The organism is Labrys wisconsinensis, assembly GCF_030814995.1.
Classification (GTDB): Bacteria; Pseudomonadota; Alphaproteobacteria; order Rhizobiales; family Labraceae; genus Labrys; species Labrys wisconsinensis.
This window is the reverse complement of record NZ_JAUSVX010000002.1, coordinates 347,451-369,657: the sequence shown is the minus strand read 5'-3', so window position 1 is coordinate 369,657 and position 22,207 is coordinate 347,451. Positions and strand designations below refer to the sequence as shown.

The following is a 22,207-nucleotide window of genomic DNA, read 5'->3' as shown; positions in this document are numbered from 1 at the left end:
ATCACCGCCCCCTGAACACGGGCTCGCGCTTCTCGGCGAAGGCCCGCAGGCCTTCCGTCCGGTCTTCGGTCGCGAAGGAGTCGACGACCAGCGCGTGCTCGATCGCCAGTCCTTCCGCCAAGGGCGCCTCGGCGGCGGCCCGCACGGCGCGCTTGGCGAGCGGCGTGATCGCGACGGACCTGCACGCGATGTCCCCGGCGATCTCCAGCGCGCGCGGCAGCAGCCGCTCGGCGGCGAGCACCTCGCTGACCAGGCCCTTGCGCTCGGCGAGCACGGCATCGACCATGGCCCCGGTCAGCACCATCTGCATGGCGAAGGACTGGCCGACGAGCCGCGGCAGGCGCTGCGTTCCGCCGTCTCCCGGGAAGGAGCCGAGCTTGATCTCGGGCGTGGCGAACCGCGCCACCTCGCTGGCGAGGAGAATGTCGCACAGCAGTGCCAGTTCCAGCCCTCCGCCGAGGGCATAGCCGTTGATCGCGGCGATCATCGGCTTGGCGAAGGCCTCGATCGCCCGCCAGGACGCCAGGCGCTCCGGGTCGGCGTAGGAGGCGAGGCCCCGCGCCAGCATGTCGTGGATGTCGGCGCCGGCGGCGAAGGCCCGGCCCGCCCCGGTGAGCACGACGCAGCCGATGCTGCCGTCGGCCTCCGCCACGGCGAGCCTGTCGCGCAACGTCGAGAGAAGCGCCTTGGAGAGCGCGTTGAGCTTTTCCGGCCGGTTCAGCGTCAGCAGGAGCACGCCCGCCGCGGGCCGCTCGGCGAGCACGAGATCGTCGTGGCTGGGCATCTCGTTGGCGTCGGTCATCGGGCGCACGCCGCGGCGGTTGCCACCGCCGACCGGTTGCCGCGCAGGAAATCCGCGGCTCGCTCGCCGATCATGATGCTCGGGGCGTTGGTGTTGCCAGAGACGAGCCGCGGCATGATCGAAGCATCGGCGACGCGCAGTCCCTCGACGCCGCGCACCCGCAGCTGCGGGTCGACGACCGCCATGTCATCCTGCCCCATCCTGCAAGTCCCGACGGGGTGGTAGCCCGAGCGGCTTTCGCGGCGGACATAGGCCTCGTAGTCCGCGCGCGTGCGGACGGCCCGTCCGGGCATGAACTCGTCGCGGATATATCGGGCGATCGAGGGCTGGGCCATGATCTCCTGGCCGATCCGCACCGCCTCGACCGTGCGGTCGAGGTCATCCCGCTCGGCGAGGAAATTGGGGTCGATGTTCGGCGCCGCGCGCGGGTCGGCGCTCGTCAGCGTGACGGCGCCGCGCGAGCTCGGATCGAGCACATAGGCATTGAGGGTGCAGCCGTTCCCTGTCGACATGTCGCCGGTGACCGCCTCGATCCCGGTCCCTGCGAGAAAATGGAACTGCAGATCGGGCGAGGCGGACCGCCCGGCGGTGGTCCAGAAGGCGCCACCTTCGACCACGGTCGCGCTGACCGGGCCGCTTCGGAACAGGGCATATTGGAGACCGGCCCAGATCTGACGATGGATCCGCTTGTAAGCGTCGTAGCTCTCCACGGTCTTCACGTTGTACATCATGAAGATGTCGAGGTGGTCGTGAAGGTTCCGGCCGACGCCGGGGAGGTCCGCGACCGGCTTGATCCCGTGGCTCTCCAGGTGCCGGGCCGGACCGATGCCCGACAGCATCAGCAGCTTCGGCGAGTTGATCGCTCCCGCCGCGAGCACGACTTCACGCTGCGCGCGCACGGTGAAGCAGGATTTGCCGGCCTGGTACTCCACGCCGGCAGCGCGGCCGTTCTCGACCACGATGCGACGTGCGAGGCAGCCTGTGCGGACGCTCAGGTTCGGCCGCCCGCGGGCGCGGCCGAGATAGGCGACGGCCGCGCTGCAGCGTCGGCCATTCCGGTTGGTGACCTGATAGAGCCCGGCGCCGGCCTGTTCCCGGCCGTTGAAGTCGGCATTGTGGGGCATGCCGTAGTCCTGGCAGGCCTGGACGAAGGCTTTCGACAGCGGATGGGTGTGCCGCTGGTCCGACACCCCGAGCGGACCTTCGATGCCGTGGAACTCGCCGGCCAGGCGCTCGTTGGCTTCGGATCGCTTGAAGTAGGGCAGGACCTCGCGATAGCTCCAGCCGGGGCATCCCATCCCGGCCCAGCCGTCATAGTCCGCGGCCGTGCCGCGGATATAGACCTGCGCATTGATCGAGCTGCCGCCGCCGAGCACGCGAGCCTGGGTGAAGACGGGCGCAATACCGTCCTGGTGCGCCTGCGACGCGAGGTGGAAGCCCCAGGTGTAGGGGCCCTTGGTCGTCTTGTAGTAGCAGACCGGCAGGTGGATGTAGGGGCTCCAGTCGCGCGAGCCCGCCTCGAGGAGCAGGACGCGGCACGTCGGATCGTCCGACAGGCGCGAGGCGAGCGCACAGCCGGAGGACCCGCCGCCGATCACGACATAGTCGAATGTGGCGCCAGTCCGCATCTCAGGCGACCCATTTGAGGATGTGCTCGCCGACGCACACGGTCTCGCCGGCCTGGTTGGTGATGGTGATGTCGGAATGGGCGCGCCGCCGCGCCGGATCGACATCGCGGACCCTGTAATGCAGCCGCAGCCGGTCGCCGATATAGACGGGCTTGATGAAGCGGATGCGGTCATAGCCGAGCGACACCGGCGTTTCGCTGGCCCGGACGTCCGGAATGCGCTCGACGATTTCGGTGGAACAGGCCGACATGTAGGCGACCAGCAGGGCGCCGTGGGCGATGCGACCGCGATAGGCCGACGCCGACATCCCGCCCTCGTCCATGTGATTGGGGGAATGGTCGCCGCTGATCTCCGCGAAGCCGTTCACCGCGCTCTCGGTCACGTCCCGCTCCAGCGTCACAGCGTCGCCGGCCTTGAGATAGAAGTCCTCTTCGCTGCTCATTCCGCATATCCGTAGACGGTGTCGGGCGTGATGCCGGCTCGCGCGAGCAGGCCGCGGATTTTTGCGATCTCGATCTCGTCCGGCTTCATCAGCGGCGGGCGCACCACCGCCCGGTCGAGCTTGCCCAGGAGCACCAGCGCCTCCTTCATGCGGTTGTGCATGTCCACGAGCGGCGGGTCGTAGAAGGCGCGCACCGTGGGATAGATGCGCTCGTTGATCGCCTGCGCCTTCTTCAGGTCTCCGGCCCGGACGGCCCGGAACAACGCGACCTGCAGATCGGCAATGACGCTGCCGGCACCTGAAAGCAGGCCGTCGCACCCGAGCGCCAGGGAGGCGAGCAGCCAGGCGCTGTGGGTGGTGAGCGTGCGGACCGGCCGGTCGAGGCTCTTCAGCTCGCGGATCTGGCGCTCATGCTGGTTGCCGTCGCCGATCTGGTCCTTGACCGCCCGGATCGTCGGGAAGCGGCGGCAGAGCTCGATCAGTGTCCCCAGAGGGTAGGAGAGATTGGACGCCACCGGGTATTGAAACAGGATGATCGGCAGATCCGAGGCGCCGGTGACGTGCCTGAGATGCTCAGTCGCCATGTCCGGCCGCAAATGGCCGCCGAGAACCATGACGTCGGGCGGGAACACCAGCAAGGCATGGGCGCCTTCCCGTTGCGCCCTCGCCGCGATCCGCCCCGCCTCCAGGCTCGAGCTGGTATGGACGCCGACGACGGTGGCGACACCGTGCCGTTCGAGCTCCTCCAGCGTTGTCGTGATGGCCCGGTACTGCTCCTCCAGCGTCAGCGCGTGGACCTCGGCGGCGTGGCCGTTGATGGTGATGGCGGCGACGCCGTCCACGCCCGCGACATCGTTGAGGTGACGGCGATAAGCCTGCTCGTCGACAGCGTAATTCTCGTCGAACGGCATCAGGCAGGCAGGGATCACCCCGTGGGGCTCGAAAGCGGCTCTGGCCATCATGTCTCCTCGAAAAAGCGTGGGAACCCGGCCGCGGGGTCGCGGCCGGGCTCTTCGAAGCCTCAGAACCCCTTCCCGATCATGGATTTCGCATTATCGGCCGTGATGGCGACGGAATCGAGCAGGACGACCTCCGGCACGCTCTCGCCACTGGCGATCTTGTGGGCGTACTGGATTCCTTCCGGGGCGACATAGGGATAGGTGAAGGTTGCAGCGAGCTTTCCTGCGGCGACCGCTTCGATGGCGTTGTTCTGGCCGTCGATGCCGATGACGAGCACGTCCTTCAACCGGCCGGCGCCCTCCAGCACCTGGACCGCACCGAGCGCCATTTCGTCGTTGTGCGCATAGACCGCCTGGATCTGGCCCTCGCCGAAGCGCTGCACCATGTCTTCCATGAACTTGACGGCCTTGTCGCGGGTGTAGTCGCAGTTCTGGCTCGCCACGATCTTGAGACCGGGGGTCTTGGCGAGTTCGTCGACGAAGCCCTTGTTGCGATCGACCGTCGCGGACGCGCCGGCGGTGCCCTGCAGCTCGATGATCGCGCCCTTGCCGTCCAGCTTCCTGGCCAGCAGCGCCGCGGCGGCGGCGGCGATCGGCAGGTTCAGGGCGCCGATATGGCAGGTCACCTTGGTGTTGACCTTGCGGTCGAGCGTCACCACCGGAATGCCGCTTTCCATGGCTTGCCGGACGATCGGCGTCAGCGCATCGGCGGTCAGGGGAGAGATCATCAACACCTTGACGCCCTGGGCCATCAGATTCTCGATGTCGGACACCTGCTTGCCCGAGTCGTTGTTGCCGTCGGTGATGATCAGCGAGACATCGCTGAGCTTGTCGTCGGCATAGGCCTTGTTGACATTGGTCTGCGCGACACGCCAGGGATGGTTGAGCGTGCACTGGCTGAAGCCGATCTTGATCTTCTCGGCCGCGGAGGCCGGCATTTCGACGCCGGCGATCGAGGCGCCGGCGGCGCCGGCGATGACCGTCAGGACGTTGCGACGCGTGAATGTCATGGTCTTCTTCTCCTCCCGATGACCCTGCATCTGCGTCCCGCCACCATGGCGAGGGTCCGCATTGCACGGATTCCTATCTGCGCCTGCGATGGCGGATGACCTCGAAGCCCACGGCCGCGAGGATGATGGCGCCCTTCACGATCTGCTGGGTGAAGGGTGAAATCCCGAGCAGGTTGAGGATGTTGGCCATCACCGCGATGATGGCGGCGCCGATCACCGTGCCGACGATGCCGCCCTCGCCGCCGAACAGGCTGGTGCCGCCGATCACGACGATGGAGATCGCCTCCAGCTCCAGGTTGGTTCCCGCCGTCGGCTCGCCCACCGTCAGGCGGGAGACGAAGATCAGGGCCGTCAGCGCGGACAGGACGCCGGAGATCACGTAGACCGACATGAGCACGCCGGGCACGTTGATGCCGGCGAGGCGTGCGGCTTCCGCGTTGGAGCCGACCGCGTAGATCCAGCGGCCATAGCCGGTGTGGCGCAGCACGATATGGGCGACGGCGGCGATGGCGACGAAGATCCAGATCGGTATGGGTATGCCGAAGAGAAAGCCGCCGCCGAGCACGTGGAAGACGTCGGCGGCGGCGCCGAGGCTCTGCGGCTCGCCATTTGCAATGGTCATGGCGATGCCGCGCCCCATCACCAGCGTGCCCAGCGTCATGATGAACGGCGGCATGCCGAAGAGGACGACCCCGGCGCCGTTGAACGCGCCGAACAGCGCGCCGAGCGCCAGCGCCGTCAGCACGGTGACGGGAATGGACGTCCCCTGCGCCAGCAGCATCGCCGCGCTGACGGCGACCACGCCGACGATCGAGCCGACGGACAGGTCGATGCCGCGGGTCAGGATGACGAAGGTCATGCCGAGGCTGACGATGCCGAACAGCGCGACCTGCCGGCCGACATTGAGAAGATTGCCGGTCTGGACGAAGCTCGGCGACAGGTAGATCGCCACGGCGCACAGGATCACCAGCACCCAGAGGAGGCCGATGCTCTGCGCCCAGCCGCGCAGCCGCGCCAGCGGGTGTGGGGCCGAGGCGGGCGCCGTTGGCCTTGCGGTCATCTCCACCATTCCTTCCTCCCCTTCAGATTGCGCTCGCCGCGCGGCCGTCGGCCGGCGACGGCGGGCCAGGCCACGCCCCGGCCGGAAAGACGGGCGTGCGCGGCCCGGTGCGGATGAGCAGCGTCTTGAGCTGGGTGAATTCCTGGAACCCGGCTTCGCCCATCTCGTAGCCGAAGCCCGAGCCCCGCACGCCGGTGAGCGGGAGCTGCGGCGCGCCGTCGATGGCGGTGTTGGCCTGCACCCAGCCGCTCTTCAGCCGCGCTGCGACGGTGAGGACGGTCTCGATGTCCTTCGACCAGACATAGTTCGCCAGCCCATAGGCGGTGTCGTTGGCGAGGCGGACGGCCTCTTCGACGGTGTCGAAGCGGGTGATGCTCAGCACCGGCCCGAAGATTTCTTCCCGGAAGATGGTCATGCCGGGTTCGACGCGGTCGAAGATGGTCGGCTCGCAGAAGTGCCCGGGCGCCCCGGCAGGTGCGCGGCCGCCGAGGATGAGCGCGGCGCCTTCGTCGACGCCGGCTGCGATCATGGCCGTGACCTTGGCGAGATGGCCCTCGTCGATCAGCGCGCCGATATCGGTCGCCTCGTCGAAGGGATCGCCGACCCTGAGCGCCTTCGATCGCTCGACGATCCTTGCGATGAAGCCGTCGGCGACCCTGGCGTGGACGAAGAGGCGCGAGCCCGAAATGCAGCACTCGCCATTGTTGAAGAACACGCCCGTCAGCGCGCCGTCGACCGCGGCGTCGAGGTCGGCATCGGCAAAGACGATGTTGGCGGATTTTCCGCCAAGCTCGACGGAGGACTTCACCAGATTGGTCGAGGTGTTGGCGACCACCCGCCGCCCGGTGCGGGTGGAGCCGGTGAAGGACACGAAATCGATGCCGGGATGCGCCGTCAGGTGGTCGCCCACCGTGGCGCCATAGCCGCTGACGACGTTGAAGGCGCCGGCGGGAATGCCGGCCTCGACCGCGAGCGCGGCGATTTCGAAGGCCGACCCGGAGGTGAATTCCGACGGCTTCAGCACGACGGTGCAGCCGGCGGCCAGCGCGAACGGCACTTTCTGCGCGAGGATCAGGGCAGGAAAATTCCACGGCGTCACCAGGGCGGCGACGCCGACCGGCTCACGGGTGATGAGGGCGGTCTTGCCCGCGCCGAGATTGGTGTGGACGGTGCCGGCCATCTGCATGGCGAGGGAGGCGGCATAGCGCGTCAGCGCGACGGCGCCGTCTATATCGCCGCGCGCGAACCGGATCGGCTTGCCCACCTCCTCGACCTCGATGCGGGTCAGCCGATCTCGGTTGTCGCGGATGAGGTCGGCGAGGCGGTTCAGGATCGCGGCGCGTTCCAGGCCGCTGAGGCGCGGCCAGGGGCCTTCCTCGAACGCCGTCCGTGCAGCCGCCACGGCGAGATCGACATCCCCGGCCGTGCCGTCGGCATAGCGCGCGACCAGGCGCCCGTCCGACGGCGAGCGCCGTTCGATCGAGCCGCCGCCGCCCCCCTCGACCGGCCGGCCGCCGATGAACTGAAGATAGCTGCGTTCCGCCATCACCTTGCCCTCAATGCCAGACCGCATGGGTCATGATCGCTTCCTCGGTCGCGGCACCGGCATCGAGGACCGCGGAGACGGCGCCTTCGCGCATGACGACGATGCGGTGGCAGAGGCCGAGAATCTCGGGCAGGTCCGACGACACCATCAGCACGCTGGCGCCGCGCCCGGCGGTGAGCTCGACCAGGAGGTCGTAGATCTCGCGCTTGGCGGCGACATCGACGCCGCGTGTCGGCTCGTCCACGAGCAGGATCCGCGTCCCGGCATGCAGCTGGCGCGCGATGCCGCATTTCTGCTGGTTGCCGCCGGAAAGCGTGCGCACCTTCGTGCCGCCTCCCGGCGTCTTGATCCTGAGCTGGCGGATGAGGCGCGCGACGGCCTCGTCCTCGCGATGGCCGCTGATCAGCCCGGCCCTGCTGATGGGGTCGGGCGCCGACAGCGTGATGTTGAATGCGACCGACTGGTCCAGAAACAGCCCTTCGGTCTTGCGGTCCTCCGGCAGGAGCCCGATGCCGCGGGCGAGGCCCTGCCGCGGCCCGTCGATGGCGACGGGACGGCCATCGATGCGGATCTCACCGCTCTCGATCCGGTCGGCCCCGATGATCGCGCGCAGCACCTCGGTGCGGCCCGATCCGGCAAGCCCGCAAATGCCGACGATCTCGCCGCGGCGCACATCGAAGGAAATGTCCTTCAGCACCCGGCCGCGCCTGAGGTTGCGGACTTCGAGCCGCACGTCCGGCGCGGCGCTCGCCCGTCTGGGGAAGATGTCCTTCAGTTCCCGGCCGACCATGTGCCGGATGAGGTCGCTCGTCGTCGTCGCCGCGAGGGGCATGGAGGCGACGACCTCGCCGTCGCGCATCACGGTCACGTCCTCGCAGATGTCGTAGAGCTCTTTCAGCCGGTGCGTGATGTAGATGAACGACACGCCCTGCTCGCGGCTCAGCCGGCGGATGGTCTCGAACAGGCGCTGGAGCTCGGCGTCGCCGAGCACGGCGGAGGGCTCGTCGAGCACCACGATGCGGGCATCGCGGGCGATCGCCTTGGCGATCTCCACCATCTGCCGCTGTGCGACGCTGATCGCGTCGATGCGGGCCCCCGGATCGACGTGGAATCCCAGCCGGTCCAGCACCCGTTGTGCTTCGGCCCGGGCGCGGTGCCAGTCGACGGTGCCGAGCCGCGTCTTCGGCAAGCGGCCGAGAAAGATGTTCTCGGCCACGGTGAGGTGCGGCGCCTGCGCCAGTTCCTGATAGATCACTGCGATGCCGAGCTGCAGCATGCGCTCCGGCGAAGGCGCGGCCACCGTCGCTCCGTCGACGAGCACTTCGCCGCCGTCGGCGGCAAAGGCGCCGGCCAGCACCCGCATCAGTGTCGACTTGCCGGCGCCGTTCTCGCCGATGATCGCGTGGACGGAGCCTTTCCGCACGGAGAAGCTGACGTTCCTCAGCGCGTGAACGCCGGGAAAGCGCTTGTCGATGCCGCGCATTTCGAGGATCTCCGCCGTCATGTCCTCGCCTCCGGTCTCAGAAATCGTTTTCTCGACAGGTCCGAAAAAGGGTGCTCAGAGACGGTGGAGCTGCATGCCGCCGCCGATGTGGAAGATGTCGCCGGTGCTGAACGGGATCGCCCCGACGGCGAGCGTCGTCACCGCCCGGGCGATGTCCTCGGGCTGGCCCCAGCGCCGGATGGCCGAAACCTGGCCCGCCTCGACCGGGACTGAATATTTTTCATAGACGTCGGCTGTCATGTCGGTCTGGATCAGGCCGGGCCGCACCTCGTGAACGCAGATGCCGGCATCGGCGAGGCGCAGGGCGAATTGCTGCGAGGCCATCGACAGCCCGGCCTTGGAGATGCAGTAGGGGCCTTTTTCGGGCGACACCAATCCGGCATTGGCCGAGGTGATGGTGATGATCGAGCGGTCGAACGCGGATGCCGGCCGGGCCAACATGGCGCGCGCCACGGCCTGCGTGAAGAAGAAGGTGCCGCGAAGATTGACGTCGACCAGCCGGTCGAAGGCCTCTTCGGTCACGTCCAGCAGATCGCCGCGGACGCTGACCTGGACGCCCGCATTGTTGACCAGGCAGGCAACCGAGCCGAGCTCGCTCTCGAGACGCCCGATGAACGCCCCATTGCCGTCCGTCTGCGCGATGTCGCGCTGGTAGAAGGCGCCCTTGCGGCCGGCGGATCGGATGAGGGCAACGGTGTCGGCCGCGCTGTCGTCGTCGACGAGGTCGACCACCGCCACGTCGAAGCCCGCCGCCGCCAGATTGCCGCAGATCGCCCGGCCGATGCCGCGTCGTCCACCGGTGACGACCGCGAGGCCACGGTCAGGGCCGGCCCGATCCATCGGTGCCTGCACGAAAGTCTCCGACCGGTCGAGCTGCATCACGACGCCCTTCTTTCGGCCGGCCTGTCGATCTGGCGCGAAGCCACCACGGCGCCCGCATCGAGAAGGCGGCGCACCTCGGCCTCGGCGTACCCGAGCTCGGCGAGGATCTCCTGCGTATGCTCGCCGATCTCGAGCGCCAGGACGCGCAGCTCCGGCACCTTGCCGTCATAGCGGTTGGGATGATTGACGAGATGGATCGTCCGGCCGCGGACCGTCACCGGACGGAACACGCCGGCATGGACGAGCTGGGGATCGGCGAGCAGCTCGTCGTAATAGGCGACGGGCGCCCACCAGATGCCCCGCGCGTCGAAGCGCGCGCCGATCTCCGCCATGGTGAAGCCGGCGGTCGCCTCCTCCACCCGGCGCGCATAGTCGTCGCGGTCCCGGTGGCGGTCGAGCCCCTCCGCGGCCCGCAGGGCATCGCTGTCGAGCGCCTCGGCGAGGTCCGTCGTCTCGCACAGCGACACGACGACATGACCGTCGCGGACGGGATAGACCCCGTAGGGCGCCGGATGGAACCAGGTCGCCAGGTTGCCGCGGCGGTCGAGCGCGCGGCGTTCCATGCCGCCGGCGAAGTAGTTGACCAGGGGCTCGCCCTGGAGATCGATCCCGGCGTTGAGGAGGCTGCCCTCCACCCGCGTGCCGCGGCCCTCGCGCAGGCGCCGCACCAGGGCACCGAGGATGCCCATCGCCAGCAGCGCGCCGCCGTGCTGGTCGACGATCGCAGCCCCGATCGGCACCGGCCCCCGCGCCGGCGTCCCCGTGACGCCCATCAGGCCGGACCGCGCCTGGACCAGCAGGTCCTGTCCGGGCTTGTGCGCCAGAGGCCCGCTCGCCCCGAAGCCGCTCGCCGAGGCGAAGATCAGCCGCGGGTTGAGCTCGTCCAGCGTCGCGGCGTCGAAGCCGAGCCTGGCGAACACGCCGGGCCGGAAATTCTCCATGACCACGTCGGCGTCGGCGATCAGCCGGCGCGCCACGGCCTTGCCCTCGGCGCTCTTCAGGTCGATGCCGATGGAGCGCTTGTTGCGGTTGGCGCAGAGATAGAAGCCGCTCACGCCCTCGACATAGACGTCGGCGCCGGACCAGTGCCGCTCGTGGGCGCCGCCGATCGGCTCGACCTTGACCACGTCGGCCCCCATGTCCGCCAGATATTGCGCGGCGGCCGGCCCCTGCAGGAAGTGACAGAAGCTGACCACCTTGATGCCGTCGAGCAGCATGTTCCCTCACCCGCCTCGCCCACCCCCGCCGCACACCGGCGGCCAAGGAACCGTTCTTGAGAAATCGTTTTCTAGAATTTTCACCACCGTGTCAAGCGGCATGCGCCCGGAAAGCTCTGGAAAAGATGCGGCTCAAGCGCGGGTATGATAAATCGTTTTCAGGCAGGCCGATTCACGGACGGAGCGCGCGGATGGATTCGGACGGGGGCGACGCCAAGCTGGTCGATGTCGCCCGGCTCGCCGGCTGCTCGCCGGCGACGGTCTCGCGGGTGCTGAACGGCAATCCGACGGTCGGGCGCAGCGTCCGGGACCGGGTGAGGCAAGCCGCGGCCGAGCTCGGCTATGTCCCCAACGGCTCCGCTCGCGCCTTGCGCTCCACCCGCACCCGGCTGGTCGGCGCCATCATCCCGACGCTCGACCACGCCATCTACGCCACCATGGTCGACGGGCTGCAGGGCCGCCTGGCCGAGAAGGACGTGTCGCTGATCATCAACACCTCCGTCTACGACCTCGACCTGGAGCTCGATCAGGCCCGCCTGCTCGCCGAGCGCGGCGCCGAATCGATCGTGCTGGTCGGCACCCGGCACAAGCCGCAGACCCTCGCCCTGCTCGAGCACAAGCGCATCGCCTATGTCTTCACCTATACCTGCGCCCCGACGGCAACGGGGGCGGCGATCGGCTTCGACAACGAGAAGGCCGGGCGCACCGCCGCCCGCTTCCTCATCGACCTCGGGCACCGCCGCCTGGCGATGATCGCGGGCATCACCCAGGACAACGACCGCGCCGAGGGCCGCCTCGCCGGCTTCCGCGACGAGGTCGCGCGCTCGGGGCTAGATCCGGCGGCGGTCCCGGTCATCGAGGCCGCCTATGCCTTCGGCAACGGCCGGAGCGGGATGAGGACCCTGATGACCGCGGCCGAGCCGCCGACCGCGGTGTTCTGCGGCAGCGACATCCTCGCCGCCGGAGCGATCAAGTACTGCCAGGAGGAGCGCATCGCCGTCCCCGGCGACGTCTCCATCCTCGGCTTCGACAATCTGGAGATCGCCGAGCTGACCGTCCCCGAGCTCAGCACCCTGGAAGTGCCGGCGCGCGACATGGGGCGGCACGCGGCCGATTACATCCTGGCCTCGCCGCTGCAGCGACGCCATCTGCGCCAGCGTGAATTGCCGATCCGGCTGATCGTCCGCGGCAGCACCGGCCCGGCGCCGAAGCGCCGCTGAGAAGCCGCTCAGCGCAGCAGCTTGAGCGCGCCGGTCAGCGAGCGCACCCATCGCTCCGGCCCGGCGAGGCCGAGGCCGTCGATGGTCTCGGCGCCGAGGTCGCGCTCCGGCAGGGCCGCTGCATAGTCGGCGAAGACGTGCAGGCCCCGGGCGAAGGCCGGAAACGGCACGACGGCCCGCTCGCCGGGCTGGGCCAGCGCCTTCAGCATCAGCGCACGGATCGCCTCGGCCGGCGCCTGCAGCACCGGCACCGGCCGGTTGGCGCTGACGTCGATCGCGCGCCCGTCCCGATCGGCGAGCCGGCTGCCCGCCAGCGCCGGCACGCGCGCGCCGAGGCCGACGGCGACGGCGCCGACGGTGTTGGCGAGAAGCCCGGCGGGGAGGCCGGGATCGACGACGATGGCGATGCGGATATCTGTGCTCACGGCGAGACCTGCTGCAGGGATGCGACGCCACCAGCCTATCCCGCCCGCGATGGATGATCCTGTCTCGTCTTGCAGATAGAGCGACGTGATCGGTAGGATCTGCCGCAAATAGTCCCGCTGGGGGTAGAGCATGCCGGATCAGGCTCTGACCGCGATCGATGCGCGAATCCTTGCGGCCTTGCAGGACGAGGGCCGGCTGACCAACCAGGACCTCGCCGAGCGCGTCGGGATGTCGACCTCGCCCTGCTGGCGCCGCGTGCGGCAGATGGAGGAGCAGGGCCTCATCCAGGGCTACAGGGCCATGCTCGACCGCCGTCGCATCGGCCTCGGCGTGCTCGCCTTCGTACGGGTGAAGATCGACAGCCACAGCGAGAGCGAGGCGCACGCCTTCGAGCGCGACGTTCTGCAGCTCGACGATGTCGTCGCCTGCTACAGCATCGCCGGCGACGCGGACTTCCTGCTGCAGGTCGCCTCCCGCGACCTCGACACCTATGCCGACTTCGCCATGGCGGTGATCCGCCGCCTGCCCGGCATCAAGGAGATGCAGACCATGTTCGTGCTCAAGGAGATCAAGCCGTTCGCCGGCCTGCCGGTGACGCGCCCGCTGCCGTGACGCGCGGCGTTCGCGCCGCCGCTTGTCGCCGCGGCCGGCCGGGTTAGGCTGGCCCCGACTCGCGGCGGCCGCACGGCTGGAACCGGCGGGCGAGGAGGACGCGCTGCCATGACCGATGCCAACCTGTTCCACCGCCTCGCTGCCGCCATCGCCGACCCCGCGCGCACGGCGATCGAGACGGCCGATGGGAGCCATGTCTCCTATGGCGATCTCGCCGCGCTGACCGGCCGCATCGCCCATCACCTCGTCGCCCGCGGCGTCAAACCGGGCGATCGGGTTGCGGCCTGGACGGAGAAATCGGTCACCGGCCTCGCCCTCTACCTCGCGACGCTGCGCGCCGGCGCCGTCTACCTCCCGCTCAACACCGGCTATACCCTGGCCGAGATCGCCTATTTCATCGGCGACGCCGAGCCGGCGCTGATCGTCTGCGATCCCGCCCGGCGGACCGGCCTCGAGCCGCTGGCGGCCCGGGTCGGAGCCGTGGTCGAGACGCTCGATGCGGAGGGGTGCGGCAGCCTCGCCGACGGCGCCGCCGGCCGGCCCGCGGACTTCGCGACCGTCGCACGGACCGGGGACGACCTGGCGGCGATCCTCTACACGTCGGGCACCACCGGGCGCTCCAAGGGCGCCATGCTGACCCATGCCAACCTCACGTCGAACGCCTTGACGCTGGTCGAGGCCTGGCGCTTCGGGCCTGAGGACGTGCTGATCCACGCCCTGCCCGTCTACCACACGCACGGCCTGTTCGTGGCGAGCAATGTCTGCCTGTTCGCCGGTGCGACAATGATCTTCCTGCCGCGCTTCGATCCCGGCGAGGTCGCCGGCTTGCTGCCGCGGGCCACGGTGCTGATGGGCGTGCCGACCTTCTATGTCCGGCTGCTGCGCCATCCCGGCCTCTCCCGCGAGGCGGCGGCCGGCATGCGCCTCTTCGTCTCCGGCTCGGCGCCGCTCCTGGCCGAGACGCATCGGGATTGGCAGGCGCGCACCGGCCACGCCATCCTCGAGCGCTACGGCATGACCGAGACCAACATGAACACGTCCAACCCCTATGACGGCGCCCGGGTGGCCGGCACGGTCGGCCCGCCCCTGCCGGGCGTCGAGGCCCGGATCGTCGACCCGCAGACCGGCCGCGGCCTGCCGGACGGCGAGATCGGCATGATCGAGGTCCGGGGCCCCAACGTGTTCAAGGGCTATTGGCGCATGCCGGAGAAGACGGTGGCCGAATTCCGGCCGGACGGCTTCTTCATCACCGGCGACCTCGGCCGCATCGACGCGGCCGGCTATGTCCAGATCGTGGGGCGCGGCAAGGACCTGATCATATCGGGCGGCCTCAACGTCTATCCCAAGGAGGTCGAAGCCGAGATCGACGCGCTGCCCGGCGTGGTCGAGAGCGCCGTGATCGGCCTGCCGCATCCCGATTTCGGCGAAGGCGTCACCGCCGTGGTCGTGCGCGTGCCGGACGCCGATATCGACGAGGCGGCGGTGCTCGCGGCGATGGACGGCCGTCTCGCCCGCTTCAAGCAGCCCAAGCGCGTGCTCTTCGCCGAGGAGCTGCCGCGCAACGCCATGGGCAAGGTGCAGAAGGCCCTGCTGCGCGAGCGCCATGCCGGGCTCTACGGTGCCGAGGGGTCATAGCGCCGCCGCTTGCGCCGGCCGGCCCGGCGCAGCACCCTGGCCGCGGCCGGGCGAATCGCCCGCCGCCCCATCCGCCCCGAACAATGCTCAGGAAACGCGCAGGACATGCCATGACCGACACCATCCCCGCCCTCGCGCTGCGCGCGCTCGACGACCTCGCCGGCGTGTTCCGGGTCCTGCCCGAGACGGCCGCCGACGCCCTCGTCGATGCCCTGGCCACGGCCCGGCGCATCGCCATCTACGGCGCCGGGCGCGAGGGGTTGCAGATGCGCGGCTTCGCCATGCGCCTGTTCCATCTCGGGCTCGACGTCAGCGTCGTCGCCGACATGACGGTGCCGCCGCTCGGCGCCGGCGACCTGCTCTTCGTCTCGTCCGGCCCGGGTGCATCCAACATCGGCGATGCGCTGATGCGCGTCGCCCGCGAGGCCGGTGCCAGGACCGCCGTCGTCACCGCCCAGCCCGAGGGCCGCACGCCGCAGGCCGCCGACGTGGTGCTGACCATTCCCGCCCAGACCATGGCCGACGACCGCGGCGCCGCGGTCTCGGTGCTGCCGATGGGCTCGCTGTTCGAGACGGCGCAGGTGGTGCTGTTCGAGATCCTGATCCTCAAGCTGCGCGACCGCCTCGGCGAGACCGCCGAGAGCATGCGCGCCCGCCACACCAACCTGGAGTGAACGGCGCCAAGCAGGTTTTCCGAGCACCGCCCACGGAGCGAGCTCGGAAAATCTGCACAATCTCAAAGCTTCAGCAGCGGACCGGCGTCTGCGCCAGGGTGAGCGCCACCTCGGCCAGCCGGCGCGGGTCGGTCTCGCCGCCCTCGATCCCGGCCAGCAGGATCAGCGCGATGTCGCGCCTCTCGGCCTCGTCGAGATGGCCGGACCGCAGAGTGTCCTCGGCCGCGGCCAAGGCATGGTTGACGAGCGCCAGCGCTTCGATCTGGTGGACAGGCACAGTGCTTGGGACCATGGCGTCGTCCTTTCGGTCGCAGCCGTTCCATCGCGTCATCGGCAGGATTCCGCCATGCAGGTTCCGGGCCAAAGAGCCACCGGCCGTCCTGCGCCGGCGGACACGCGCCCCCGGCAGGACCGGCGGCGGACAGTTCCAGCGGCCGCCTTGTGCCAGACCAGTGTGGCGTGGGCGTGACGCCGGCCGGACGCAGCGCCGGCCTGCGTGCCGCGCCTACCTCGCCCCGGCCCTCGCGTGGTATCAGACCGGCGCCGAGCGACCTGACCGGGTGCCATGACTGCCGCCTTCGCCATCCATCCCGCCATCGACGAGGCGCTGATCCGCCGCCTGGTGGAGCAGTTCTACGCCCGGGCGCGGACGGATGCGGCGATCGGGCCGATCTTCGCCGCGGCGGTGGCCGACTGGGACGAGCACATCGCCCGCATCACCGATTTCTGGTCCTCGGTCATGCTGCGCACCGGGCGCTATGACGGCCGGCCGCTCAGGCCGCATCTGCGGCTGCCGCTCGAGGAGCGCCATTTCGACCGCTGGCTCGCCCTGTTCGAGGAGACGGCCCGGGAGCTCTGCCCGCCCGAGGTCGCGGCCCTGTTCCTCGACCGGGCCCGCCGCATCGCCGACAGCTTCGAGATGGCGATCGGCACGCAGCGCGGCGAGATCCGGCCGCCGCGCCACAGCCGGCGCGGCTGAACGCCGCAGGCCGGCCACCTCCTCACAGGCATGCCCAGCCGGCGGCTGGTGACGTCGAATCCGCTGTCGACCGGCGTCTCGCGCAGGCGCTCCCGGATCCGGGGGTCTCCACCGATGCCGGGCCCCTGCCCGTCGCCGATGAATCTCGCTCGCCATGGTCCGGGGAGGGATTGACTCAAATGTCATGACGTTCGTACGTTACGACAATGAACTGGGAAACCGACGATCTCGATCCGGGCCCCCTGCCCCTGTGGTTTCAGATTGCCGACCGCCTGCGGGCGGCCATTGCGCGCGGCGAGTTCCAACCGGGCGCGGCGCTCCCGTCCGAGGCCCGGCTCAACGAACGTTTCGGGGTCAGCCGGACCACCGCCCGCGCCTCGCTCGACCGCCTGGAGCAGGAAGGCCTGATCAGCCGCCGATCCGGCAAGGGATCGATCGTCCTGAGCCCGCGCGTCGAGCAGCCGCTCAACATCCTGGCGAGCTTTTCCGAGGACATGCTGCGCCGCGGCCTGAAGCCGTCCTACGCGACGCGGAGCGCCGACCATGCGCGCGCAACCGCCGAGGTGGCGGAGGCGCTCGGCGTCGACACGGCGACGCGCGTGTTCCGGATCGTGCGCCTCCTGAAGGCGGACGACCGGCCGATGGGCCTGTCCGAGTCGTGGATCGCGCCGGCCGTGCTCGGCGCCCACGCGCCGCCCGGAATCGGCGATCTCGACGGCGGCTCGCTCTATGCCTGGCTCGATCGCCGGCAGGACGGCCGGATCGTCGGCGGCCACGAGTTCATCGAGGCGGCCGTCGCCACCAGGAGCCAGGCGCAGAGCCTCGGCATCTCCGCCGGTGAGCCGCTGCTGGTCGCGCGGCGGCGCTCGCATGCGGCCGACGGCTCGCCGGTCGAGTATGCCGTGATGCACTATCGCGCCGACCGCTATCGCTTCCGCGTCGACCTGGTGCGGAAATGACCGGCCCGGCTGCACTCTTCGCCGGCGACGTCAGCGCCGATCTGACGATGACCATTCCGCGGGTGCCGGAGCCCGACGAGAAGCTCGACGCCGCGAGCGCCGGCGAAGACGCGGGCGGCGTCGCGGCCAATGCCGCGGTCGCCTGCGCCATGGCGGACGTGCCGACGCGGCTGGTGATCGCGATCGGGGACGACGCCGCGGGCGAGATGGTGGCGAAACGGCTCGGCTCGACCGGCGTGGACGTCTCTTCGCAGGTCCGTGCCGGATCGACCTGCCGGGTGGTCATCCTGATCGAGCCGCACGGCGAGAAGCGACTGCTCCTCCATCCCGGCGTCTCGATGTATCCGACACGCCGCCAGATCGAAGCCGCCCCGCTCGACGGCGTCGGCTGGGCGCACACTGCCGTCTACGACCGCGACGCGGCCGAACGGCTGGTCGAGCGATGCCGGGCCGGGGCGATCCCCTGGTCGCTCGACCTGGAGCCGTCGACCTTCCCGGGCGGCATCGCGCAGCTCGGCAGATGCCTCGCCGGCGCCGCGGTCGTCTTCTGCAACGCCCGCGCCATGGCGGCCCTCGGCGAGGCGCCCGTCGCGCGCCTGTTCGCGATGGGCGTCGAAGCCGTCGTCGAGACCCGCGGCGCCGAGGGCGCGACGCTGCATCGGCCGACGGGGTGCACGAGCGTGCCGGCTCCGCGCGGTCCCGTGGTCGATACCACCGGCGCGGGCGATTGCCTGGCCGGATGGTTCGTGGCCGAGCGGCTGCGGGCGGCGGCGCCCGAGCAGGCCCTCGCCACCGCGGTTCTCGCCGCCACGATCAGTTGCGCCGGGCTGGGGGGCCTGTCCTCGTACCCGGCACGCCGGGAGGTCGAGAGCCGGCGCACGGCCGGCGCCGGCATCACGCTCAATCGGGAACCATCATGACAGCATCGCAGGTCCTTCCCCCAAAGGCCGACGCGCTCAAGGAGCTCTTCCGCGTGGACAAGCCGGTCATCGGCGTCATCCATCTGCGGCCGCTGCCGGGTGCGCCGCGCTATGCCGGCGAAGCCGTGCGTGACGTCTATGCCGCGGCCGCGGCGGACGCGCGCGTGCTCGCGGCGGGCGGCATCGACGGCATCATCGTCGAGAATGCCAGCGACCTGCCGTTCCGCCGGCCGGAGAATATCGGGCCGGAAACGGTCGCGGCCCTGACCGCCGCATGCCTGGAGGTGCGGGCAGCCGTCGACACGCCGATCGGCATCACCTGCGTCGCCAACGGCGTCATCCCGGCGCTGGCCGTGGCCAAGGCGGTCGGCGCCCGCTGGGTCCGCGCCAACCAATGGGTCAACGCCTATGTCGCCAACGAAGGCTTCCTGAACGGGCCGGCACCCGAGGCGATGCGCTACCGCTCCGCGATCCGCGCCGGCGATGTCCGCATCTTCGCCGACGTCCACGTCAAGTTCGGGGCGCATGCGATCACGGCCGACCGCAGCATCCCGGAACAGGCGACGGATGCCGAATGGTTCGACGCCGACGTCCTGATCGCCACCGGCACGCGCACGGGGTCGCCGACGCAGCCGCGCGAGGTCGAGGAGGTGAGGCGCGGCACCACGCTGCCGGTCATCGTCGGCTCCGGCCTCGATCCCGAGCAGGTCCCGAACCTCTTCGCCGTCGCCGACGGCGCGATCGTCGGCCAGTGGCTGAAACGTGACGGCGTCTGGTGGAATCCGGTCGATCCCGCCCGGGTCGAGCGCCTGGTCGCCGCGGTCGAGCGGGTGCGGAGGAGCGGACGTTGACGCTGCTCACCGAGGCCACCGACGTGTTTTCGGCAGCGGCGACCGATCGCTGCGCCGTCCTGTTCATCGCCCGCCGCGAGCCGCAGGCCTTCGGGGCCTTCGGCGAACGGCACCGGGCGGCGATCGGGGCCGTGCTCGCCGCCCTTGCGAGCGAGGGCTGGCGCCTCTCCCTGCGCGGCATGATCGACGCCTCGGCGCAGGACGAGCCGACGGCGTTCGAAGCCGGCTTTGCCCACGATGCCGACATGGTCGGCGTCTTCGAGGCGCCGACCCCGTCGGCCGCCCTCGCCGGGACCGTGCGCCTGGAGCGGGCCGGCTGGTCCCGCCGCTTCTCGACGCAATGGCTGATCGGGCCGCGCGAATTCGCCTCGATCGCCGCCAAGGGGCCGGCGATCGAGCGGAACTGGGCCTTTTTCGCGCTCTGGGAATGGAACGACGCCTGGGCCGCCGCGTCGGCCGCCGCCCGCCGGGACTATGACGCGGAGTGCGACATAGCCTTCCAGAACGACCTCGATCTCAATGTCGGCATCGCCGGCCGGCACCGTCTCGACTGGATGAGCGCCTGGCATCACCTCGGCGCCTGGGAGATCGACCGGCCGGAAACCGCCGATGCCGCGATGCGCGGCCACGAGCGCGTCGCCGATTTCAAGTTCACCACATCGCGGCACTTCATCGGGCGCAGGCGTCCCCTGGCGGACCTGCTCGAAGACCATCCGGGACCCACGACATGAGCGAGAGCATCTGGATCCACTATGCCCGCCCGCGGCCGCACTGGTACGGCCTCGGCGAGGCCGAGCAGGCAGCCCGCAGGGCCGATTGGCAAGGCGTGGCGGACGCATCGCGCCGGGCCGGCGCCGCATTCCTCGGCAGCTACCACATCCGCGGGCAGCACGATTTCGAGACGGTCGAGATCTGGCGCTTTCCCGATGCCGAAGCCGCCTTCGATCACTGGTCGCGGCTGACGGCCGCCGCCTACAACGAATGGTTCGCCTTCGCCAACAATATCGGCCTTGCGACCGGACCGGCGCCGTGACCGCGGTCCCCCTGCTCGAGGCGCGCAACATCCGGCGGCGGTTCGGCCACGTGCAGGCGCTCGACGGGGCTGACTTCACCGTCTATCCCGGCGAGATCTGCGCGCTCATCGGCGACAACGGCGCCGGCAAGTCGACGCTGGTCAAGATCCTCTCCGGCGCCGACCGGCCGGACCAGGGCGACATCCTGCTCGAAGGCCGGGCGATCACGCTCGACAGCCCGACGGCGGCGCAGCAGCTCGGCATCGCCACGGTCTATCAGGATCTCGCCCTGGCGCCCGAGCTCGCCGCCGCCGACAATCTCTTCCTCGGCCGCGAGATCATGCGGACCGGCCTCCTGGGGCGGCTCGGCTTCCTCGATCGGCGGCAGATGCGCCGGCAGGCCACGGAGCAGTTCACCCGGCTCGGCGTGCGCCTGCGCTCGCCCGGCGTCCCGGTCTCGGCCTTGTCGGGCGGCCAGCGCCAATCCGTGGCGATCGCGCGGGCGGCACGCTGGGCCGACAAGGTGATCTTCATGGACGAGCCGACCGCCGCCCTCGGCGTGGTGCAGACGGGCCGCGTCCTCGACCTCATCCGCCAGGTGCGCGACCAGGGCATCGCGGTCGTGCTGATCAGCCACAACATGCCGCAGGTCATCGACATCGCCGACCGCGTCGAGGTGCTGCGCCTCGGCCGCCGCGTCGCCCGCATCGGGAAGGCGGCCGCCAGCGTCGAGAGCCTCGTGGCGGCGATGACCAGCGGCGCCGATGCGCAGGAGCAGGCATGACCGACCGCACGAGCCCTCTCGCGCAGGCCGCAGGCGAGACCGAGACGGAAAGCGGCGCGGAAAAGCTCGGCCGGCTGCTCGGCGGCGGCTGGATCTTCCTGCTCCTGCTGGCGCTGATCGTCATCTTCTCGATCCTCCGCCCGCAGCAGTTCGGCTCGTCCTACAATCTCAGCATGCTCGCCGTGAACGCGGCGATCCTGATGGTGCTCGCGGTCGGGCAGACCTTCGTCATCGCCGCCGCCGGCATCGACCTGTCGATCGGATCGGTGCTCGTCTTCGCCTCCGTGACCTCGGCCCAGGCCATGCTGTGGCTCTCCGGCACGCCCGGCAGCACCTACGGCACCACCGAGGGCGGCTGGGACGTCGTCGCCGCCGGCCTGGTCGTGGCGCTGGCGAGCGGCGCGGCCTGGGGCGCGCTGAACGGCGTTCTCATCGCGGTCGCCCGGATCCCCGCGCTGATCGTCACCCTCGGCTCGCTCGGCATGGCGCTCGGCTTCGCCCAGATCCTGACCGGCGGCGTCGACGTTCGCGCGGTTCCCGAGATCCTGGTGACGGAGGTCGGCGCCGGCGCGGTGCTCGGCGTGCCGGTCCTGGTGCTGATCGCGGTGCTGGTCACGGTGGTGGCAGCCCTCGTCCTGCATCTCACCCGCTTCGGCCTGCACGTCTTCGCGGTCGGCTCCCACGCCGAAGCGGCGCGGCGTTCCGGCATCCCCGTGCGATCGCGGATCATCGCGATCTACGCCCTCTCCGGCACGCTCGCCGGCCTGGCCGCGATGATGTCGATCGCCCGCTTCTCGACGACCACGATCGGCGGCCACGCCATGGACAATCTCTCGACCATCTCCGCCGTGGTCCTCGGCGGAACCAGCCTGTTCGGCGGCACCGGCAGCATTGCCGGCACCGCGGTCGGCGTCTTCATCCCGATCGTGCTGCTGAACGGCTTCGTCATCCTCGGCATCCCGCCGTTCTGGCAGACGGTGGCGATGGGCGCCGTGCTCATCCTCGCCGTCTGGATCGACCAGCTCAAACGCCGCGCGCGAGAACGCGGCTGAGACAGACCACCAAGCAACAGAGGAGAACAGAC

24 protein-coding genes are annotated in these 22,207 nt (G+C 70.1%); 12 read left to right on the top strand and 12 right to left on the bottom strand.

Annotated elements, in window-relative coordinates:
* Position 1: 1 nt before the first annotated feature.
* The 10 genes from QO011_RS08165 to QO011_RS08120 all read right to left on the bottom strand — a co-directional run bounded on the left by QO011_RS08165 (position 2) and on the right by QO011_RS08120 (position 11,050).
* Positions 2-802: an enoyl-CoA hydratase-related protein gene (locus QO011_RS08165; protein ID WP_307270121.1), complete on the bottom strand. Its 801-nt coding sequence runs from the start codon at positions 800-802 to the stop codon at positions 2-4.
* Positions 799-2,430, bottom strand: a complete 1,632-nt coding sequence (locus QO011_RS08160) for a GMC family oxidoreductase (protein ID WP_307270118.1) — start codon at positions 2,428-2,430, stop codon at positions 799-801. Before QO011_RS08160 ends, QO011_RS08165 begins: the two co-directional genes overlap by 4 nt.
* A 1-nt stretch (position 2,431) precedes the next feature.
* A complete protein-coding gene (locus QO011_RS08155; protein ID WP_307270115.1) occupies positions 2,432-2,872 on the bottom strand; it encodes a MaoC family dehydratase in 441 nt (146 codons plus the stop codon).
* A complete protein-coding gene (locus tag QO011_RS08150) occupies positions 2,869-3,831 on the bottom strand; it encodes a dihydrodipicolinate synthase family protein (RefSeq protein ID WP_307270114.1) in 963 nt (320 codons plus the stop codon). The genes QO011_RS08155 and QO011_RS08150 overlap by 4 nt, the downstream gene beginning before the upstream one ends.
* Positions 3,832-3,893: 62 nt before the next feature.
* On the bottom strand, positions 3,894-4,841 hold the full coding sequence (locus tag QO011_RS08145) for a substrate-binding domain-containing protein (protein ID WP_307270112.1): 948 nt from the start codon (positions 4,839-4,841) through the stop codon (positions 3,894-3,896).
* Between the two features lie 73 nt (positions 4,842-4,914).
* On the bottom strand, positions 4,915-5,901 hold the full coding sequence (locus QO011_RS08140; protein WP_307270110.1) for an ABC transporter permease: 987 nt from the start codon (positions 5,899-5,901) through the stop codon (positions 4,915-4,917).
* Between the two features lie 22 nt (positions 5,902-5,923).
* Positions 5,924-7,474, bottom strand: a complete 1,551-nt coding sequence (locus tag QO011_RS08135) for an aldehyde dehydrogenase family protein (RefSeq protein ID WP_307270108.1) — start codon at positions 7,472-7,474, stop codon at positions 5,924-5,926.
* Complete coding sequence (locus QO011_RS08130) at positions 7,458-8,951, bottom strand: sugar ABC transporter ATP-binding protein (protein ID WP_307270106.1); 1,494 nt, start codon at positions 8,949-8,951, stop codon at positions 7,458-7,460. The genes QO011_RS08135 and QO011_RS08130 overlap by 17 nt, the downstream gene beginning before the upstream one ends.
* Before the next feature lie 54 nt (positions 8,952-9,005).
* Complete coding sequence (locus tag QO011_RS08125) at positions 9,006-9,830, bottom strand: 3-ketoacyl-ACP reductase (RefSeq protein ID WP_307270935.1); 825 nt, start codon at positions 9,828-9,830, stop codon at positions 9,006-9,008.
* On the bottom strand, positions 9,830-11,050 hold the full coding sequence (locus tag QO011_RS08120) for a CaiB/BaiF CoA transferase family protein (protein WP_307270103.1): 1,221 nt from the start codon (positions 11,048-11,050) through the stop codon (positions 9,830-9,832). Before QO011_RS08120 ends, QO011_RS08125 begins: the two co-directional genes overlap by 1 nt.
* A 191-nt stretch (positions 11,051-11,241) precedes the next feature.
* On the opposite strand from QO011_RS08120, the gene QO011_RS08115 reads away from it, so the two are divergent.
* Positions 11,242-12,270 (top strand): LacI family DNA-binding transcriptional regulator, encoded by a 1,029-nt coding sequence (locus QO011_RS08115; protein ID WP_307270099.1) that lies wholly within the window; start codon positions 11,242-11,244, stop codon positions 12,268-12,270.
* An 8-nt stretch (positions 12,271-12,278) separates the two neighbouring features.
* Here QO011_RS08115 and QO011_RS08110 read toward each other — a convergent pair whose 3' ends face one another.
* Positions 12,279-12,695, bottom strand: coding sequence for a DUF2000 domain-containing protein (locus QO011_RS08110; RefSeq protein WP_307270096.1), 417 nt, complete (start codon positions 12,693-12,695; stop codon positions 12,279-12,281).
* 130 nt (positions 12,696-12,825) lie between these two features.
* On the opposite strand from QO011_RS08110, the gene QO011_RS08105 reads away from it, so the two are divergent.
* The 3 genes from QO011_RS08105 to QO011_RS08095 all read left to right on the top strand — a co-directional run bounded on the left by QO011_RS08105 (position 12,826) and on the right by QO011_RS08095 (position 15,617).
* On the top strand, positions 12,826-13,308 hold the full coding sequence (locus tag QO011_RS08105; RefSeq protein ID WP_307270093.1) for an Lrp/AsnC family transcriptional regulator: 483 nt from the start codon (positions 12,826-12,828) through the stop codon (positions 13,306-13,308).
* A 108-nt stretch (positions 13,309-13,416) separates the two neighbouring features.
* Positions 13,417-14,943, top strand: a complete 1,527-nt coding sequence (locus tag QO011_RS08100) for a malonate--CoA ligase (protein WP_307270090.1) — start codon at positions 13,417-13,419, stop codon at positions 14,941-14,943.
* 110 nt (positions 14,944-15,053) lie between these two features.
* Positions 15,054-15,617 carry an SIS domain-containing protein gene (locus QO011_RS08095; RefSeq protein WP_307270086.1) on the top strand — a complete coding sequence of 188 codons (564 nt, stop codon included), beginning with the start codon at positions 15,054-15,056 and terminating at the stop codon, positions 15,615-15,617.
* A 70-nt stretch (positions 15,618-15,687) separates the two neighbouring features.
* Here QO011_RS08095 and QO011_RS08090 read toward each other — a convergent pair whose 3' ends face one another.
* Positions 15,688-15,909 (bottom strand): hypothetical protein, encoded by a 222-nt coding sequence (locus tag QO011_RS08090; RefSeq protein ID WP_307270084.1) that lies wholly within the window; start codon positions 15,907-15,909, stop codon positions 15,688-15,690.
* 273 nt (positions 15,910-16,182) lie between these two features.
* Here QO011_RS08090 and QO011_RS08085 point away from each other — a divergent pair, with 273 nt between their 5' ends.
* The 8 genes from QO011_RS08085 (at position 16,183) to QO011_RS08050 (ending at position 22,175) form a co-directional block, all read left to right on the top strand.
* Positions 16,183-16,596 carry a group III truncated hemoglobin gene (locus tag QO011_RS08085; protein WP_307270082.1) on the top strand — a complete coding sequence of 138 codons (414 nt, stop codon included), beginning with the start codon at positions 16,183-16,185 and terminating at the stop codon, positions 16,594-16,596.
* A gap of 206 nt (positions 16,597-16,802) precedes the next feature.
* Positions 16,803-17,555, top strand: a complete 753-nt coding sequence (locus tag QO011_RS08080; RefSeq protein WP_307270081.1) for a GntR family transcriptional regulator — start codon at positions 16,803-16,805, stop codon at positions 17,553-17,555.
* Positions 17,552-18,475 carry a carbohydrate kinase family protein gene (locus QO011_RS08075; RefSeq protein ID WP_307270077.1) on the top strand — a complete coding sequence of 308 codons (924 nt, stop codon included), beginning with the start codon at positions 17,552-17,554 and terminating at the stop codon, positions 18,473-18,475. Before QO011_RS08080 ends, QO011_RS08075 begins: the two co-directional genes overlap by 4 nt.
* Positions 18,472-19,326 (top strand): BtpA/SgcQ family protein, encoded by an 855-nt coding sequence (locus QO011_RS08070; RefSeq protein ID WP_307270074.1) that lies wholly within the window; start codon positions 18,472-18,474, stop codon positions 19,324-19,326. Before QO011_RS08075 ends, QO011_RS08070 begins: the two co-directional genes overlap by 4 nt.
* Positions 19,323-20,057 (top strand): hypothetical protein, encoded by a 735-nt coding sequence (locus QO011_RS08065; protein ID WP_307270071.1) that lies wholly within the window; start codon positions 19,323-19,325, stop codon positions 20,055-20,057. The genes QO011_RS08070 and QO011_RS08065 overlap by 4 nt, the downstream gene beginning before the upstream one ends.
* Entirely contained in the window at positions 20,054-20,359 is a 306-nt protein-coding gene (locus QO011_RS08060; protein WP_307270068.1) for a hypothetical protein, read from the top strand. Before QO011_RS08065 ends, QO011_RS08060 begins: the two co-directional genes overlap by 4 nt.
* Entirely contained in the window at positions 20,308-21,123 is an 816-nt protein-coding gene (locus tag QO011_RS08055; protein ID WP_370881920.1) for an ATP-binding cassette domain-containing protein, read from the top strand. Before QO011_RS08060 ends, QO011_RS08055 begins: the two co-directional genes overlap by 52 nt.
* Positions 21,120-22,175, top strand: coding sequence for an ABC transporter permease (locus QO011_RS08050; protein ID WP_307270061.1), 1,056 nt, complete (start codon positions 21,120-21,122; stop codon positions 22,173-22,175). The genes QO011_RS08055 and QO011_RS08050 overlap by 4 nt, the downstream gene beginning before the upstream one ends.
* Positions 22,176-22,207: the final 32 nt, after the last annotated feature.